Origin of the sequence: Brevundimonas sp. M20, from assembly GCF_006547065.1 — a bacterium.
In the GTDB taxonomy this organism is placed as follows: Bacteria; Pseudomonadota; Alphaproteobacteria; order Caulobacterales; family Caulobacteraceae; genus Brevundimonas.
On sequence record NZ_CP041243.1, the window covers coordinates 325,115 to 341,700 of the forward strand.

Annotated in this window: 14 protein-coding genes; 8 read left to right on the forward strand and 6 right to left on the reverse strand. The window is 66.3% G+C overall.

The features are described from left to right. Entirely contained in the window at nucleotides 1-729 is a 729-nt protein-coding gene (locus FKQ52_RS01685) for a TetR/AcrR family transcriptional regulator (RefSeq protein ID WP_141625574.1), read from the reverse strand. Between the two features lie 178 nt (nucleotides 730-907). Here FKQ52_RS01685 and FKQ52_RS01690 point away from each other — a divergent pair, with 178 nt between their 5' ends. The 7 genes from FKQ52_RS01690 to FKQ52_RS01720 all read left to right on the forward strand — a co-directional run bounded on the left by FKQ52_RS01690 (nucleotide 908) and on the right by FKQ52_RS01720 (nucleotide 12,327). Beyond that, nucleotides 908-3,106: a TonB-dependent receptor gene (locus FKQ52_RS01690; RefSeq protein ID WP_141625575.1), complete on the forward strand. Its 2,199-nt coding sequence runs from the start codon at nucleotides 908-910 to the stop codon at nucleotides 3,104-3,106. Nucleotides 3,107-3,233: 127 nt separating this feature from the next. After that, a complete protein-coding gene (locus FKQ52_RS01695; protein ID WP_141625576.1) occupies nucleotides 3,234-4,757 on the forward strand; it encodes an MFS transporter in 1,524 nt (507 codons plus the stop codon). Nucleotides 4,758-4,889: 132 nt separating this feature from the next. Next, nucleotides 4,890-6,080, forward strand: a complete 1,191-nt coding sequence (gene sucC, locus FKQ52_RS01700) for an ADP-forming succinate--CoA ligase subunit beta (protein WP_141625577.1) — start codon at nucleotides 4,890-4,892, stop codon at nucleotides 6,078-6,080. Between the two features lie 43 nt (nucleotides 6,081-6,123). Next, nucleotides 6,124-7,026 carry a succinate--CoA ligase subunit alpha gene (sucD, locus tag FKQ52_RS01705; RefSeq protein ID WP_141625578.1) on the forward strand — a complete coding sequence of 301 codons (903 nt, stop codon included), beginning with the start codon at nucleotides 6,124-6,126 and terminating at the stop codon, nucleotides 7,024-7,026. Nucleotides 7,027-7,213: 187 nt separating this feature from the next. Next, the gene (locus FKQ52_RS01710) at nucleotides 7,214-10,228 is read left to right on the forward strand and encodes a 2-oxoglutarate dehydrogenase E1 component (RefSeq protein ID WP_141625579.1); all 3,015 of its coding nucleotides are present in this window, start codon (nucleotides 7,214-7,216) and stop codon (nucleotides 10,226-10,228) included. A gap of 82 nt (nucleotides 10,229-10,310) precedes the next feature. Beyond that, a complete protein-coding gene (odhB, locus tag FKQ52_RS01715; RefSeq protein ID WP_141625580.1) occupies nucleotides 10,311-11,837 on the forward strand; it encodes a 2-oxoglutarate dehydrogenase complex dihydrolipoyllysine-residue succinyltransferase in 1,527 nt (508 codons plus the stop codon). Between the two features lie 64 nt (nucleotides 11,838-11,901). Next, nucleotides 11,902-12,327, forward strand: coding sequence for a hypothetical protein (locus FKQ52_RS01720; RefSeq protein ID WP_141625581.1), 426 nt, complete (start codon nucleotides 11,902-11,904; stop codon nucleotides 12,325-12,327). Nucleotides 12,328-12,334: 7 nt separating this feature from the next. Here FKQ52_RS01720 and FKQ52_RS01725 read toward each other — a convergent pair whose 3' ends face one another. The 4 genes from FKQ52_RS01725 to FKQ52_RS01740 all read right to left on the reverse strand — a co-directional run bounded on the left by FKQ52_RS01725 (nucleotide 12,335) and on the right by FKQ52_RS01740 (nucleotide 14,679). Continuing rightward, nucleotides 12,335-13,516 carry a CaiB/BaiF CoA-transferase family protein gene (locus tag FKQ52_RS01725; RefSeq protein ID WP_141625582.1) on the reverse strand — a complete coding sequence of 394 codons (1,182 nt, stop codon included), beginning with the start codon at nucleotides 13,514-13,516 and terminating at the stop codon, nucleotides 12,335-12,337. Between the two features lie 81 nt (nucleotides 13,517-13,597). Next, the gene (locus FKQ52_RS01730; RefSeq protein WP_141625583.1) at nucleotides 13,598-14,053 is read right to left on the reverse strand and encodes a hypothetical protein; all 456 of its coding nucleotides are present in this window, start codon (nucleotides 14,051-14,053) and stop codon (nucleotides 13,598-13,600) included. Between the two features lie 117 nt (nucleotides 14,054-14,170). Further along, nucleotides 14,171-14,428 carry a hypothetical protein gene (locus tag FKQ52_RS01735; RefSeq protein WP_141625584.1) on the reverse strand — a complete coding sequence of 86 codons (258 nt, stop codon included), beginning with the start codon at nucleotides 14,426-14,428 and terminating at the stop codon, nucleotides 14,171-14,173. Next, nucleotides 14,425-14,679: a DUF6356 family protein gene (locus FKQ52_RS01740; protein ID WP_240811707.1), complete on the reverse strand. Its 255-nt coding sequence runs from the start codon at nucleotides 14,677-14,679 to the stop codon at nucleotides 14,425-14,427. The genes FKQ52_RS01735 and FKQ52_RS01740 overlap by 4 nt, the downstream gene beginning before the upstream one ends. A gap of 149 nt (nucleotides 14,680-14,828) precedes the next feature. On the opposite strand from FKQ52_RS01740, the gene FKQ52_RS01745 reads away from it, so the two are divergent. After that, complete coding sequence (locus tag FKQ52_RS01745) at nucleotides 14,829-16,016, forward strand: acyl-CoA dehydrogenase (protein WP_141625586.1); 1,188 nt, start codon at nucleotides 14,829-14,831, stop codon at nucleotides 16,014-16,016. A 73-nt stretch (nucleotides 16,017-16,089) separates the two neighbouring features. Here FKQ52_RS01745 and FKQ52_RS01750 read toward each other — a convergent pair whose 3' ends face one another. Next, entirely contained in the window at nucleotides 16,090-16,575 is a 486-nt protein-coding gene (locus FKQ52_RS01750) for a nuclear transport factor 2 family protein (protein WP_141625587.1), read from the reverse strand. Between the last annotated feature and the right edge of the window lie 11 nt (nucleotides 16,576-16,586).

Here is a 16,586-nt window from a genome sequence, read left to right on the forward strand (position 1 = left end):
TCAGGCCCGCTCGCGATCCTCGACGGCGCACACCGCGCGGAAGCCCGCCGCCGCGAACCGGACCATGTAGTCGCCCGCTGTCTCGAGGTCGCCTGACTTGCACAGGCCTCCGGACAGGCGATCCAGACGCCCGGTCTCGCCCAGGGTCAGCGTCAGGGCCCCCGAAAGATTGTGGTAGGCCCAGTAGAGATCGACCTCGCGGGCGTCCGGAAGAACCTGTTTGATCAACTCGATCAGACGGCGGATGGCGGGGTCGAAATAGCGGGCCATGGTCTCGCCGCCGAAGGCCGGGTTGGCGTTGGTCTGGGCGACGAGGGCGGAGTAGTGCTTCCAGCCCGGCCCGCCCTTGAGCGACCACTGGAACGGCGGTCGCAGGAAGGCTTCGAGCAGGCCTTCCAGCGTCATCGCCTCACCGGCTTCGCGCGCATAGCGGTTGATCGCGTCGACCCGCTCGTTGTTCCAGACCTCGGCCCGGCGCAGGAAAACCGCGTCGAACAGGCCGCGCTTGGCGCCGAAATAATAGTGCACCAGCGCCGTATCGACCCCGGCCTCACGCGACACCTCGCGAATGGTGACGCCATAGAAGCCGTGCTTCGAGAACAGGTCCTCGGCCGCGTCCAGGATTGATTCGCGGGTGTCGGCGGTCCCGGCCGCGCGGGCCTTGGGCGGCCGTCCACGGCGTGCGGGGCGGTTTTCATCCTGGGGTGCGGGGGGCTCGGGCTCGCTCATCCCCGCAAGCTAGGCTTCCACGGCCCGACTGTGCAACGGCGCCACAGGCCCGGGGACGTGTTTACGCCACGGAACCGCCACCGTTTGACAGAGGGCCGAAAACGGTTAGGTTCCCGGAAAATCATTGAACGCTGAATAAAAGCGTCAGGATCGGAAACATCAGGGAAGAGGGCTACCAATGAACAGACTCGTGAAATCCGCCTTGCTCGCGGGCGCCGCCTGGAGCGCCATGTCGACGCTCGCTCTGGCGCAGGATGTCGTCCCGCAGGACGGCGCGTCGGACCTGGGTGAAATCGTCGTCACCGCCCGTCGTCGTGACGAAGCGCTGAAGGATGTGCCGATTTCGGTTTCGGCTCTCGGCGAGGAACGTCTGGAGCAGACCGGCGTCGCCGACATCACAGCCCTGCAACAACAAACCCCGAACGCCACCGTTCAGGTCGCCCGCGGTTCGAACTCGACCCTGATCTCCTTCATTCGCGGCATCGGCCAGCAGGACCCGCTGTGGGGCTTCGAGCCCGGCGTCGGCCTGTACGTCGACGACGTCTACATCGCCCGCCCGCAGGGTTCGGTGCTGGACGTCTACGACGTCTCGCGCATTGAGGTGCTGCGCGGTCCGCAAGGCTCGCTGTACGGCCGCAACACGGTCGGCGGCGCGGTGAAATATGTGACCTCGCGCCTGTCGCAGGATCCTGAAATGACCCTGCGCGGGTCATACGGCAGCTACAACCAGGTCGATCTGCTGGCCTCGGGCAGCGTGCCGCTGGCCGACAATTTCCGCATCGGCGGCGCGATCGCCAGCTATACCCGCGACGGCTACGGCGCCAACCTGAACACCGGCGCGGAGCACTACAACAAGGACGTGCTGGCCGGTCGCGTGAGCGCCGAGTGGGAGCCCCAGGAAGGCGTCCAGGTCCGTCTGGCCTACGACCGCACCGAGGACAACTCCAACCCCCGCCACGGTCACCGTGAAGTCGCGGGCGTGGGCGCCGGCGCCGGTATTCCCGACAGTGTCTATGACACCTACGCCGGTCTGGGCGACAGCAACTCGGTCATGAACCAGGGCCTGTCGGCTACGGTCCAGATCGACCTGAACGACAACCTGACCTTCAAGTCGATCACCGCCTGGCGCGAGGGCGACACGGACACCGTGATCGATTTCGACAACACCCCGGCGCCGACGCTGGACGTTCCGGCCTACTATTCGGACGACCAGATCACGCAGGAATTCCAGCTGCTGTTCGACTACGACCGGATTCAGGGCGTCGCCGGCCTCTTCTATCTGGACGGCCATGCCGAAGGCGCCTTCGACACGATCGCGGGCAACCTTGGCCTGGTCATCGGCACCGCGGGCTACGTCAACACCACCAGCTACGCCCTGTTCGCGGATGTGAACCTGGACCTGACCGAGCGTCTGCACCTGGGCCTGGGCATGCGCTATACGCTGGATGAGAAGACCGGCCGCGTGTTCCGCGCCAACTACGCCGGCGCCACCCGCAGCCCCCTGCTGGGCGGCACGTCGCGCGCGCCGACGCTGGTCCGCACCGATTACGTCCGCACCAAGGACTTCGACCAGTTCACGCCGAAGGTCTCGCTGTCCTTCGATCTGACCGACGATCTGACGACCTACGCCTCGTACTCGCGCGGCTTCAAGTCGGGCGGCTTCGACATGCGCGGCGACGCGATCCTGACGCCGAACACGGTCAACGGCTATAACCCCGAAACCGTCGACTCCTACGAGATCGGTCTGAAGGGCGCGCTGAGCCGCTTCTCGTTCGCCTCGTCGATCTTCTACAACGAGTACAGCGACCAGCAGGTCACGACCCAGGTTCCGGCCGTCGGCGGCATCGCCTCCTTCGTCGACAACGTCGGTTCGTCGACCTTCTACGGCGCCGAATTCGAAGGTCGCCTGCAAATCCTTGACAGCCTGTCGGCCAACTTCGCCGTCGGTTACCTGCACTCCGATTTCGAGGAGTTCCTGCGCTACAACCTGACGACCATGTCCTATGAGGACATCTCGGATCAGGTGGTCCTGCAGAACGCCCCAGAGTGGACCGGCTATCTGGGCCTGACCTGGATCGGCAATGTCGCGGGCGGTGAGCTGGCCGTCACCCCGTCGGTCTCGTACCGCGGCGACTACAGCCAGTTCGAGTTCCCCAATCCGATCCTGGATCAGCAGGCCTATACCCTGGTCGATCTTTCGGTCGTCTGGACCGACCCCAGCGACCGCTGGACCTTCGGTCTGTACGGCAAGAACCTGACCGACGAGGAATACAAGGTCGGCGCCTACAACTTCGCGGGCGCGACCTTCAACAACTCGCTGATCGCCTACTACGGCCCGCCGCAAACCGTGACGGCGACGGTCCAGTTCAAATTCTGATCTCCTGAAGCCTGATCGATCCTGATCAAGGGCGGCGGTTCTGGTGAGCCGCCGCCCTTTTCTTCTGGCGTCGGGCCACGGCGCCGCTACGGTTCGTTCCAAGAAAAGTACAGTCGAGGGAAACGCCATGACCGCCACGGACGCACCTGTCCCCGGACAGCCGACCGACCGACCCGGATATCGCTTCTACGTCCTGGCGATCCTGATCCTGATCTACATGCTGAACTTCCTGGACCGGCAGATCATCGGCATCCTCGCCGCGCCGCTGAAGGAACATTTCGGCATGTCGGACACCCAGTTCGGCCTGCTGGGCGGCATCGCCTTCGCCTCTGTCTATTCGACACTCGCCATTCCGCTGGCCTGGCTGGCCGACCGGTTCAGCCGGGTCTGGATCATGACCGGGGCGCTGGCGGTCTGGTCCGGCTTCACGGCCCTGTGCGGCGTGGCGGGCTCCTTCACCCAGCTGTTCCTGTTCCGCATGGGCGTCGGCGTCGGCGAGGCGGGCGGTGTGGCTCCGGCCTATTCGCTGGTCGCCGACTATTTCCCGCCGCACCAGCGGGCGCGCGCCCTGGCGGCCTTCGCCTTCGGCATTCCGCTGGGCACGGCGGCGGGCACGCTGGTCGGCGGCCTTCTGGCGGCGACCTACGGCTGGCAGATGGCCTTCATCGTGGTCGGCCTGCTGGGCCTGCTGGTCGCGCCGGTGCTGCGTCTGACAGTCAAGGATCCGGCGCGGGGCGGCACTGACGCCGCCAAGGCCGCGCCGGTCGCAGCGGCCGGGGCCCCTGTCGCCGCGCCGCCGCTGAATGACGGCCGTATCGGCAAGCGCGTGGCGCAGGGCCTGCTCGGCCTGGCCGCCGGTCTGGTGGTTCTGGCCGGTCTGGCGCAGTTCGGCGTGATCGACGCCAATCCGCTGGTGCTGGTCTTCGCCGGTCTGCTGGCCGGTGTGATCGGCGCGTCCATCATGATCGCGCGGGTCACGGCGACCACCCTCGTTCCCAAGCGCAGCTTCTGGCTGCTGGCGCTGGGCGCCGCCTCATCCTCGGTCTGCGGCTACGGCGTGGCGGGATGGCTGCCGCTGTTCTTCATGCGCAGCTTCGAGCTGAATCTGAAGGAAGTCAGCTGGTACTATTCGGGCATCGCCCTGATCGGCGGCATTCTGGGCATCTGGGCCGGCGGCGCCATCGCCGACAAGCTGGCCAGGCGCGGCAAGGGCGCCTATCCGCTGGTTCCGGCCATCGCCTTCCTGATCTCGGCGCCCTGCTTCATCCTGGCGATGAACTCGCCCTGGCTGATCGGCCTGATCTTCCCGGGCGGCGGCAGCCAGGTCCAGCAACTGACCGTGGCCTTCCTCATCTTCCTGATCCCGACCGGCCTGAACCTGGCCTGGCTGGGGCCGGTGACGGCGGCGGTCCAGCATCTGGCTCCGGCCCCGATGCGCTCGACCGCCTCGGCCCTGTTCCTGCTGATCAATAACCTGCTCGGCATCGCCGTGGGCTTCTTCTACTTCGGCTGGATGAGCGACCTGCTGGCTCCGCGCTTCGGCGACGAAAGCCTGCGCTGGGCGATCTACACGGGCATGGGCTTCTATGTGCTGGCCTCGATCCTTCTGATGGGCGCCTCCCGCACGCTGAAGAAAGACTGGGTGGATTAGGCTTTGAAATCGCCGGATTGGCCCGTCCCGGCCCGGCGTGGCCGCCCCTCACGCGGCGTGACGGTTGCACCTGCGAAGGCGGGGGGCCTATAAGCCCCGCAACTTTCCCCAGCAGGTGGCGGCGGTCTCCCAATGAACATTCACGAATATCAGGCCAAGCAGGTTCTCAAGGGCTTCGGCGCGCCCGTCGCGGCCGGCGTCGCCGTCACCTCGGTTGATGAAGTCGAAGCCGCCGCGAAGTCGCTGCCGGGCCCGCTCTATGTCGTGAAGTCGCAAATCCACGCCGGTGGCCGTGGCAAGGGCAAGTTCAAGGAACTGCCCGCCGACGCCAAGGGCGGCGTCCGTCTGGCCTTCTCGGTCGAGGAGGCCGTGGCCCACGCAAAGGAGATGCTGGGAAACACCCTCGTCACCGCCCAGACGGGCGAGGCCGGCAAGCAGGTGAACCGCCTGTACATCGAGGACGGCGCCGACATCGAGCGTGAGCTGTATTGCTCGCTGCTGGTCGACCGCGCCTATGGGCGCATCTCCTTCGTCGTCTCGACCGAAGGCGGCATGGACATCGAGACCGTCGCTCACGACACCCCCGAGAAAATCCAGAACATCGTCATCGACCCGGCCACGGGCGTGACCGAAGCCGACGTCGCCAGGATCAACGCCGCCTACGGCCTTGAAGGCGCGGCGGCCGAAGACGGCAAGTCGCTGTTCCCGGCGCTGTACAAGGCCTTCGTCGAGAAGGACATGGACATGCTGGAAGTGAACCCGCTGATCGTCATGAAGAACGGTCACCTGCGCGTTCTGGACGCCAAGGTCTCGTTCGACGGCAACGCCCTGTTCCGCCACGAGGACATCAAGGAACTGCGCGACGAAACCGAGGAAGACGCCAAGGAAATCGAGGCCTCGAAGTGGGACCTCGCCTACGTCGCCCTGGACGGCAACATCGGCTGCATGGTCAACGGCGCCGGTCTGGCCATGGCCACGATGGACATCATCAAGCTGTACGGCAAGGAGCCGGCCAACTTCTGTGACGTCGGCGGCGGCGCCGGCAAGGACAAGGTCGCCGCGGCCTTCAAGATCATCACCGCCGACCCCAAGGTCGAAGGCATCCTGGTCAACATCTTCGGCGGCATCATGAAGTGTGACGTCATCGCCGAGGGCGTCGTCGCGGCCGTGAAGGAAGTGGGCCTGAAGGTGCCGCTGGTCGTTCGTCTGGAAGGCACCAATGCCGAGCTGGGCAAGAAGATCCTCAACGAGTCGGGCCTGACCATCCAGGCCGCCGACGACCTGGACGACGCCGCCCAGAAGATCGTCGCGGCGGTCGCGTAAGCGCCGCACCGCCCAGCAGACACACAGATTTCAGAGCACAGACATGTCCATTCTTGTCGACAAGAACACCAAGATCATCGTGCAGGGCCTGACCGGCAAGACCGGCGGTTTCCACACGGAGCAGGCGCTGGCCTATCACGGCACCCAGATGGTCGCGGGCGTGCACCCGACCAAGGGCGGGACCAACTGGACCGGTTCGCACGGCGAAAGCCTGCCGATCTACGCCTCGGTCGCTGAAGCCAGGGACGCCACGGGCGCCGACGCCTCGGTGATCTACGTCCCGCCGTCGGGCGCGGCCGCCGCCATCATCGAAGCCATCGACGCGGAGATCCCCTTCATCACCTGCATCACCGAAGGCATCCCGGTGCTGGACATGGTTCAGGTGAAGCGCCGTCTGGAAAACTCGAAGTCGCGCCTGCTGGGCCCGAACTGCCCGGGCATCCTGACCCCGGACGAGTGCAAGATCGGCATCATGCCGGGCAACATCTTCAAGAAGGGCAACGTCGGCATCGTGTCGCGTTCGGGCACCCTGACCTATGAAGCCGTGTTCCAGACCTCGAACGAGGGCCTGGGTCAGACCACGGCCGTCGGCATCGGCGGCGATCCGGTCAAGGGCACCGAGTTCATCGACGTGCTGGAGATGTTCCTGGCCGACGAAGCCACCCAGTCGATCATCATGATCGGTGAAATCGGCGGCGGCGCCGAGGAAGACGCCGCCCAATTCCTGATCGACGAAGCCAAGAAGGGCCGCAAGAAGCCCATGGCCGGCTTCATCGCGGGCCGCACCGCGCCGAAGGGCCGCACCATGGGCCACGCCGGGGCTGTCGTCTCGGGCGGCAAGGGCGATGCGGAATCGAAGATCGCCGCCATGGAGGCCGCCGGCATCCGCATGTCGCCCTCGCCGGCGCGCCTCGGCAAGACCCTGGTCGAGGTTCTGAAAGGCTGATTTCGCCCCGGATCGCTGTTTGAAGACGCCCCCGGACTCGTCCGGGGGCGTTTTTATTCGCCTGAGACGAAAAAACCCGCCCTAGCGCCGCTATTCGGTCATGACCCATAAGGAAACAGCGCCTATATGAGCGCCGTCGCCTCCGCGCAGACGTGCGCGCGCGCTTATAGGGACTGTGACGAGAACGATGGCGGACGATGCCGGTCGGCTGAACCAGGTCTTTGCCGAGACCAGCTTCCTGTATGGCTCCAATGCCTCGTTTATCGAGGACCTGCACGACAAGTGGGCCGACAATCCCGCCTCCGTGTCGGCCGAATGGCGGGCCTTCTTCGACCAGTTGCGTGACAATGCGGAGCAGGTGAAGGCCGCGGGCGCCGCTGGTGGCTGGGGCCGTTCGGTCACGACCGAGCCGACCGAAGCCACCGGCGTGTTCGACGGCCGTTGGCCGGCGCCGAAGCCCGATCCGAAGGCCGCCGCCAAGTCGGGCGCCGCCCCGGCTCCGGCCGCCGCGCCTGCCGCCTCGGTCGATGAAATCCGCGCCGCCGCGCACGATTCGATCCGCGCCCTTATGCTGATCCGCAGCTATCGCGTGCGGGGCCACCTGCAGGCGACGCTGGACCCGCTGGGCATCGAGCAGCCGACCCACAACCCGGAACTGACCCCGGAATTCTACGGCTTCACCGAAGCCGATCTGGACCGCCCGATCTTCCTGGACGGCGTGCTGGGCCTGCAGACGGGCAGCATCCGTCAGGTGCTGGACCTGCTGAAGCGCACCTACTGCGGCAATATCGGCATCCAGTTCATGCACATCGCCGAGCCGGAAGAGAAGTCCTGGCTCCAGCAGCGCTTCGAAGGGCCGGACAAGTTCGAGCAGAACGCCTTCTCGAAGGAAGGCAAGCTGGCGATCCTGAACAAGCTGATCGAGGCCGAGGGCTTCGAGCGCTTCCTGCACAAGCGTTTCCCCGGCACCAAGCGCTTCGGTCTGGACGGCGGCGAGGCCATGGTCCCGGCGCTGGAACAGGTCATCAAGCGCGGCGGCAATCTGGGCGTGGACGAAATCGTCTTCGGCATGGCCCACCGCGGTCGCCTAAACACGCTGGCCGCCGTGATGGGCAAGCCCTATCGCGCCATCTTCCACGAGTTCCAGGGCGGTTCGACCGTGCCGTCGGACATCGAGGGTTCGGGCGACGTCAAATACCACATGGGCGCCTCGTCGGACCGTGAGTTCGACGGCAACACCGTCCACCTGTCGCTGACCGCCAACCCGTCGCACCTCGAGATCGTGAACCCGGTGGTGCTGGGCAAGTCGCGCGCCAAGCAGGCGTTCGACATCCGTGAGGCCAACGCCGGCAAGCCCGAGGAAGACTGGGTGCTGGACCGCAGCCACGTCATCCCGCTGCTGATCCACGGCGACGCCGCCTTCGCCGGCCAGGGCGTGGTGGCCGAATGCTTCGCCCTGATGGGACTGAAGGGCTACCGCACCGGCGGCACCCTGCACTTCGTCATCAACAACCAGATCGGCTTCACCACCAGCCCGCGGAACTCGCGCTCGTCGCCGTATCCGTCGGATGTCGCCCTGATGGTCCAGGCCCCGATCTTCCACGTGAACGGCGATGACCCCGAGGCGGTCGTCTTCGCCGCCAAGGTGGCCACCGAATTCCGGCAGAAATTCCACAAGGACGTGGTGGTGGACATGTTCTGCTACCGCCGCTTTGGCCACAACGAAGGCGACGATCCGACCTTCACCCAGCCGATCATGTACTCGAAGATCCGCGCCCTGCCGTCGACCCGCGAAATCTACGCCGCGCGACTGGTCGCCGAGGGCGTGGTCTCGCAGGCCGAGGTGGACGCCGAGGTCGCGCGCTTCGAGGCCTTCCTCGACGCCGAGTTTGACGCGGGCAAGGCGTTCGAGGCCAAGAAGGCCGACTGGCTGGACGGTCAATGGACCGGCATCGGTCTGGCCGAGGGCGAGGAACGTCGCGGCGAGACCGCAGTGCCGGCGGCCAAGCTGGCCGATCTGGGGCACCGCCTGACCACGATCCCGAACGCCGTCGACATTCACAAGACGCTGAAGCGGGTCATCGACGGCCGTCGTGAGATGATCACGACCGGCCAGAACATTGACTGGGCGACAGCGGAAAGCCTGGCCTTCGGCTCGCTGCTGGAAGAAGGTTTCCCGGTCCGCCTGTCCGGTCAGGACTCGGTGCGCGGCACCTTCTCGCAGCGCCACTCGGGCATCGTCGATCAGACGACCGAGAAGCGCTACGTCCCGCTGAACAACCTGTCGGACAAGCAGGCCCACTTCGAGGTGATCGACTCGGCCCTGTCAGAAGAGGCGGTGCTGGGCTTCGAGTACGGCTACTCGCTGGCCGACCCGAACACGCTCGTGATGTGGGAAGGCCAGTTCGGCGATTTCGTGAACGGCGCCCAGGTCGTCATCGACCAGTTTATCACCTCGGGCGAACGCAAGTGGCTGCGCATGAGCGGCCTGACCATGCTGCTGCCGCACGGCTACGAAGGTCAGGGGCCGGAGCACTCGTCGGCCCGTCTGGAGCGCTTCCTGCAGGCCTGCGCCGAGGACAATATCCAGGTCGCCAACTGCACGACGCCGGCCAACTACTTCCACATCCTGCGTCGCCAGATGCACCGGCCGTTCCGCAAGCCGCTGATCATCATGACGCCGAAGTCGCTGCTGCGTCACAAGAAGGCGGTGTCGACCCTGGCCGACATGGCCGAGGGCAGCTCGTTCCACCGCGTGCTGCACGACGACGCCCAGACGCGTCCGGACGTGGCCGGGATCAAGATCAAGGCGGACAAGGATATCCGTCGCGTGATCCTGTGCTCGGGCAAGGTCTATTACGACCTGCTGGAGCGCCGCGAGAAGGACGCCCAGGCCGGCAAGGCCGTGGACGACGTCTACATCCTGCGTCTGGAGCAGTTCTATCCGTGGCCGATGAAGTCGCTGATGACCGAACTGGCCCGCTTCCCGAACGCCGAACTGGTCTGGTGCCAGGAAGAGCCGAAGAACATGGGCGGCTGGACGTTCGTTGATCCGTGGATCGAACTGACGCTCGAGAAGCTGAACGTGAAGTCCAAGCGCGCCCGCTATGTGGGCCGCCCGGCTTCCGCCTCGACGGCGGCGGGTCTGATGAGCCGCCACCTCAAGGAACTCGACGCCTTCCTGACCGACGCCTTCGCCTGACATTAAAGTCCCGGTCGGTGGTTCCCCCGCCGCCGGGATGATGACTAGATAACTGACCGTCAAAAGAGAACCGGACCCGACCATGGCCGACATCCTCACCCCCGCCCTCGGCGAATCCGTCACCGAAGCCACCATCGGCAAGTGGACGAAGAAGGCCGGTGACCCGGTGAAGAAGGACGAGGTCCTGGTCGAGCTGGAAACCGACAAGGTCTCGCTGGAAGTCGTGTCGCCGTCCGACGGCGTTCTGGCCGAGATCAAATTCGCCGAAGGCGACACCGTCACTCCCAACGCCGTGCTGGGCGTGGTGTCGGAAGGCGGAGCCGCCGCTGCTCCCGCCGCCGCCAAGGCTGAAGCCGCTCCGGCCGCCGCGCCTGCTCCGGCGGCTGCCGCCCCCGCCGCCGCTGCCGCCCCGTCGGGCGATGTGGTGGCGATCAACGTTCCGACCATGGGCGAAAGCGTCGCCGAAGGTTCGATGGGAACCTGGCTGAAGAAGTCGGGCGACACCGTCGCCAAGGACGAACTGCTGGTCGAGATCGAGACCGACAAGGTCGCCGTGGAAGTCTCGGCTCCGGCCGCGGGCGTGCTGACCATTCTCGCCGACGCCGGCGCCAGCGTGACCCCGAACCAGCAGATCGGTTCGATCTCGGCTTCGGGCGCCGCCCCGGCCCCGGCCGCCGTTTCGGCCAACGCCGGTTCGGCCCAGATCTCGTCTGACGCGCCGCACCTGTCGCCGGCCGTCCAGCGCGTGGTGACCGAGAACAACCTCGACCCGAAGGCCATCGCGGCCACCGGTCCGAAGGGCAACATCACCAAGGGTGACGCGCTGGCCGCCATCGACGCCTCCGCGCCGGCCCCCGCCGCTGCCCCGGCTCCGGCCGCTGCTGCTCCGACCGCCCCGCGCGCCGACCAGCCGCGTGAGGAACGGGTGAAGATGACGCGCCTGCGTCAGACCATCGCCCGTCGCCTGAAGGAATCGCAGAATACCGCCGCCCAGCTGACCACCTTCAACGAGGTGGACATGACCAACGTCATGGCCCTGCGCGCCCAGTACAAGGACGTGTTCGAGAAGCGCCACGGCGTGAAGCTCGGCTTCATGTCCTTCTTCACCAAGGCGGTCGTCGCGGCCCTGCACGAGATTCCGGCGGTCAACGCCGAGATCGACGGCACCGACATCATCTACAAGAACCACTACGACATCGGCGTCGCCGTCGGCACCGACAAGGGTCTGGTGGTTCCGGTCCTGCGCGATGCGGACACCCTGTCGCTGGCCGGTATCGAAAAGGGCATCGGCGCGCTGGGCAAGGCCGCCCGTGACGGCAGCCTGACCCTGGACCAGCTGCAGGGCGGCACCTTCACCATCACCAACGGCGGCACCTACGGCTCGCTGATGTCGACGCCGATCCTGAACGCGCCGCAGTCGGGCATTCTGGGCATGCACAACATCGTGCAGCGCCCGATGGCCATCAACGGCGAGGTGAAGATCCGCCCGATGATGTACATCGCCCTCAGCTACGATCACCGCATCGTCGACGGCAAGGAAGCCGTGACCTTCCTGGTCCGCGTCAAGGAACTGCTGGAAGACCCGGCGCGCGCCCTGCTGGACCTGTAAAGGCGGTCTCCGGACTGACATTGAAGCGGCGGTCGCCGAAGGGCGACCGCCGTTTTCAATTCCGGTGGCGACTGGTCTGGACGGCGACCATCACTATCTGGAGCTGATGGACCTGACCGAAATCGCCCGTTTCGCGGATGTGTACGAAGCCGAGATCGCCGCCGCGCGTCTTCGCGCGGAGGGCTATGATCCGGTGCTGGGCGGGGCGGAGCACGCCAAGACCAATACGCTGGCGCTGCTCGCGCTGGGCGGGGTGGGGCTGTCCGTGCCGGACAATCAGGCGGCGGCCGCCCGCGCCCTGCTCAGCCGCCTGCGCGCCGGTGACGAGCAGCTCGAGGAGGAGCCGGCGGAGGCCACGGACGGGCGTTCAGGTCGGCCGCGCGGGCTGGGGCCGGTTCTCTTCGCCGCCGCCGTGGGGCTGGGCATCCTGTTGACCTTGACGGGGTGGGAGCGTGCGCCGATGCCTTGGGAAACGTGCCTCTGCATGTAGCCCGGCGTTAGCCCTTCAGCCCGCCCAGCACCTCTTCCGTATCCGCCCCCAGCGCGGGCGGCGCGCGGTCGTAGGCGACGGGGGTCTTCGACATCCGGATCGGCGAGGCGACGGTGCGGACCGGGCCGTCGAGGTCGGCACGGGTTTGATGGACCTCCAGCCCGCGATGCACGGCCTGCGGCTCGTCGAACACCTGATCAATCGTGTTGACCGGACCGCAGGGCACGCCCGCGGCTTCCAGCATGGCCATCAGGGCCTTCATGCTGTGCTTGCAGGTCAGGGCTGACAGGGCGGGCGTCAGCTCCTCACGATGGGCCACCCGCTGGGCGTTGGTGGCGAAGCGGGCGTCGGTCCCGAGGCTTTCCACGCCCAGCGCCAGACACAGGGCGCGATACTGGCCGTCATTGCCGACCGCGATCACCACCATCCCGTCGCTGCATGGGAAGGGCTGGTAGGGGGCCAGATTGGGGTGGGCGTTGCCCATCCGCGTCGGCACGGTCCCTGAGACGAACCAGTTGGCCGCCTGATTGGCCAGCATGGCCGCCTGAACGTCGAACAGGGCGATGTCGATGTGCTGACCTTCACCGCTTACGCGGGCGTGCAGCAGGGCGGCCATGATGGCGTTGGAGGCGTACAGGCCGGTGAACAGGTCCACGACGGCCACGCCCACCTTCATCGGCTCGGCGCCCGGCGCGCCGTCCGGCTGGCCGGTGATGGACATGAGGCCGCCCATGGCCTGGATCATGTAGTCGTAGCCCGCGCGATGGGCGTCCCGCCCGTCCTGACCAAAGCCGGTAATGGAGCAGTAGACCAGCTTCGGATTGACCGCCGACAGCCCGGCGTAGTCGAGCCCGTACTTGCGCAGGCCCCCGGTCTTGAAATTCTCGACCACCACATCGCAGGTCCTGGCCAGTTCGCGCACGGCGGCGGCGCCTTCTGGGCTGGCGATGTCCAGCTCGACCGACTTCTTGCCCCGGTTGGCGCACAGGAAGTAGGCGGCGTCGCCCTTCGATCCGTCAGCCTTCGTCGTGAAGGGCGGGCCCCATTGGCGGGTGTCGTCGCCGACGCCGGGTCGCTCGATCTTGATGACCTCCGCGCCGAGATCTGCCAGCGTCTGCGTCGCCCATGGACCGGCCAGCACGCGGCTGAGATCGAGAACGCGAACGCCGGAGAGAGGGCCTTGGGTCATGCTCCCGGATTAACCCCGGTAAAGGCGTCTGGAAAGGAGCGCACGAGCCTTGCGTCGGACGCCATTCGCCGTTGCTCGCCCTCAGAGTGAGGCCACATGATTCCGCAGCGGGGCAAGGTACGTCTCCCGAATGTGGTCGACCCAGCTCTCGGAGCTCGACTGGAACGCGACCAAGGCATCCAGTTGTTGCTCAAGCTCATTCGAAACGGCTTCGAACAGGGCGCGGGTTTTGAACCGGTCCGCTTTTATCTCGACGCCATTCTGCTGGATTACGACGTTCCCGTTCCGGAGGAGTGCTTTGGCCCCCATGAACCAAATTCCATCGGGGTGCCTCTTCACATTGAGGAGCAGCATCCATTTCTGGAAAAAGAAGCCCAGATCGTCCTGCGCGATGATGGTCTGCCCGTTCTGACTGAATGTGATGTCGCAAGCGGACCTGTACCACTCATCCACGGCGTCTCCCTTCCGGCCCATCTTGACCCGGGGAGAGAGCAGTTCGCCCAAGGCGTCGGCAGTGGGCGAGAGTTCCATCTTCATCAGCCGTCCTCTGAGATCATTAGAAACCCGGCTTACAATGAGCGCATGCCGTCGAGACGGGGCTATGAAGTCACCTCCTCCGAGTACCCCACCCCCGTCCGGTGGAGAAGGCGGGACCTAGCGTGTGGTCAGACGTCCTTGCGCCTGCAGATCGGCGTAGATGCAGTCTTCCTTCGCCTGATGGTCGGGCACGCTGTCATTGACATAGGCGGCCCAGGCGTCGCCGGCCTTGGTCGGTTCGAAGTCGGCGATCCCGCAGCGGGCGGCGGCGGCCCTGATCTGGTCGGGTGTCGACCATCTTCCGGCGTCCTCGTCGAACCAGAAGCATCCGCCCAGACCGACTGTGATGAGCAGGACGGCCGACAGCCGACTCAAAGGCCGACGTCCCAGACACCGGCGTCGCGCATGCGGGTATTGCGGGCTTCCTCGGCGCGTCCGCCCATGTCGCGGGCCATGCGCCTGATCTCGTCGGACACGGTCGTCTTGTGCACACCGGGCACCACGGCATGGGCCAAGGCGCAGCCGGACAGGCGCGCCAGCTTCAGGCAAAAGCCGAGGGCATGGCCCATATGCTCGAAATAGCCCTCGCCCACTTCGCGAGGATGATCGGCGAACAAGCGTTTCATCGCGTGCATCATGGTCCCCACCCTGACATGTCGCGGGCCGTGCCTCTACCCGCGACCGCCATTCTGGCCTAAACCGCGCAAGAGAACAGGGGGCTGATCGTCACGTCATCTCACGATCGCCTGAACCCCGCACAGACAGGAAACACACCATGGCCGACGGCTCGACCGCCCAAAAGACCTTCCGCTGGGAAGACCCGCTGGATCTGGACGGCCGCCTGACCGATGACGAGCGGATGATCCAGGACGCGGCCCGCGCCTATGCGCGTGAGAAGCTGCTGCCGCGCGTGGTCGCCGCCTTCCGGGACGAGACCTTCGATCGCTCGATCATGACCGAGATGGGCGAGATGGGCTTTCTCGGCGCCACCCTGCCGGAGCAGTACGGCGGCGCGGGCGCCAGCCATGTCGCCTACGGCCTGATCGCGCGGGAGATCGAGGCGGTGGATTCGGGCTACCGCTCGGCCATGTCGGTGCAGTCGTCGCTGGCCATGTACCCGATCTACGCCTTCGGCTCGGAAGAGCAGAAGATGAAGTTCCTTCCGCGCATGGCCGCCGGCGAGCTGATCGGTTGCTTCGGCCTGACCGAGGCGGACGGCGGATCGGACCCCGCGTCGATGAAGACCAAGGCGGTCAAGGTCGATGGGGGCTATCGCCTGAACGGCGCCAAATACTGGATCACCAACTCGCCGATCTCCGACCTCGCGGTCGTGTGGGCCAAGCTGGATGACGTGATCCGCGGCTTCATCGTCGAGCGCGGCATGGACGGGTTCACCACCGACAAGATCGGCGACAAGCTTTCGTTGCGCGCCTCCATCACCGGCGACATCGGCCTGAACGACGTCTTCGTGCCGGAAGAGAACCTGCTGCCGAACGTGAAGGGCCTGCGCGGGCCGTTCTCCTGCCTGAACAAGGCGCGCTACGGTATTTCGTGGGGCGCGATGGGCGCCGCCGAGTTCTGCTTCCACGCGACACGAGACTATGTGGCGGAGCGCATGCTGTTCGGCCGCCCGCTGTCCTCGCGCCAGCTGGTGCAGAAGAAGCTGGCCGACATGCAGACCGAGATCTTCCTCGGCTTCGAGGGCGCGCTGGCGCTCGGCCGTCGTCTCGACAACGGCGACTGGTGTCCCGAGGCCATCTCGATGATGAAGCGCAACAACTGCGGCAAGGCCTTGGCCATCGCCCGCGAGGCCCGCGACATGCACGGCGGCGCGGGCATCACCGGCGAGCTGCACGTCATGCGCCACGCCATGAACCTCGAGACGGTCAACACCTACGAGGGCGCCCACGACGTCCACGCCCTGATCCTCGGTCGGGCGATCACGGGCGAAAGCGCATTCTAGGACGGGGCGCTTCGCGCCGCGCTAACGCTCGGCTCGCGGAGCCTCGCTGCTTGAGCGCTTTCTCAGGTGCGCGTCACTGCGCGCGCGCCGCCGCGTCCAGCGCCTCGCAGCCCGTGGTGCGCTGGTTCCAGGTCAGGCTGGCGATCTTCCAGACGCCGGCCGGACGGACCAGATTGAAATGGTCGACGCCGCAGTGGCTCAGGCGACCGTCGATGCGGAACACGTACTCGCCCCAGACCATGGCGACGTCGCCGTTCACCGCGACGGTGGGGTTTATCATCACCTCTTCCAGCCGCTCGGGGCCGGGCTCCAGCCCGCCGGTGAACTGCTGCAGGGTGATGTGGGTGACACGGCTCTCGGCTCCGGCTCGTTCATGCACGACCGTAAGCTGCGCCGCCGGGTCGAAATGGGCGTCCAGCCCTGCGGCGCTGCGGGCGGCGAGGGCGTCGAAGACAGCGTTGACCGGCGCGAGCACCGCCAGATGGTCGGGTGAGGTCGGAGCGACCGAGCCCGACGGCGTGGCCTGAAGCGCGAGGGCGAGAGCGGCGGCGGCGAGCATGGCGGAACCTC

Coding starts and splice junctions, on each gene's coding strand:
- FKQ52_RS01685 (WP_141625574.1), bottom strand. CDS start 729: ATGAGCGAGCCCGAGCCCCCCGCACCCCAGGATGAAAACCGCCCCGCA.
- FKQ52_RS01690 (WP_141625575.1), top strand. CDS start 908: ATGAACAGACTCGTGAAATCCGCCTTGCTCGCGGGCGCCGCCTGGAGC.
- FKQ52_RS01695 (WP_141625576.1), top strand. CDS start 3,234: ATGACCGCCACGGACGCACCTGTCCCCGGACAGCCGACCGACCGACCC.
- sucC (WP_141625577.1), top strand. CDS start 4,890: ATGAACATTCACGAATATCAGGCCAAGCAGGTTCTCAAGGGCTTCGGC.
- sucD (WP_141625578.1), top strand. CDS start 6,124: ATGTCCATTCTTGTCGACAAGAACACCAAGATCATCGTGCAGGGCCTG.
- FKQ52_RS01710 (WP_141625579.1), top strand. CDS start 7,214: ATGGCGGACGATGCCGGTCGGCTGAACCAGGTCTTTGCCGAGACCAGC.
- odhB (WP_141625580.1), top strand. CDS start 10,311: ATGGCCGACATCCTCACCCCCGCCCTCGGCGAATCCGTCACCGAAGCC.
- FKQ52_RS01725 (WP_141625582.1), bottom strand. CDS start 13,516: ATGACCCAAGGCCCTCTCTCCGGCGTTCGCGTTCTCGATCTCAGCCGC.
- FKQ52_RS01730 (WP_141625583.1), bottom strand. CDS start 14,053: ATGAAGATGGAACTCTCGCCCACTGCCGACGCCTTGGGCGAACTGCTC.
- FKQ52_RS01740 (WP_240811707.1), bottom strand. CDS start 14,679: ATGAAACGCTTGTTCGCCGATCATCCTCGCGAAGTGGGCGAGGGCTAT.
- FKQ52_RS01745 (WP_141625586.1), top strand. CDS start 14,829: ATGGCCGACGGCTCGACCGCCCAAAAGACCTTCCGCTGGGAAGACCCG.
- FKQ52_RS01750 (WP_141625587.1), bottom strand. CDS start 16,575: ATGCTCGCCGCCGCCGCTCTCGCCCTCGCGCTTCAGGCCACGCCGTCG.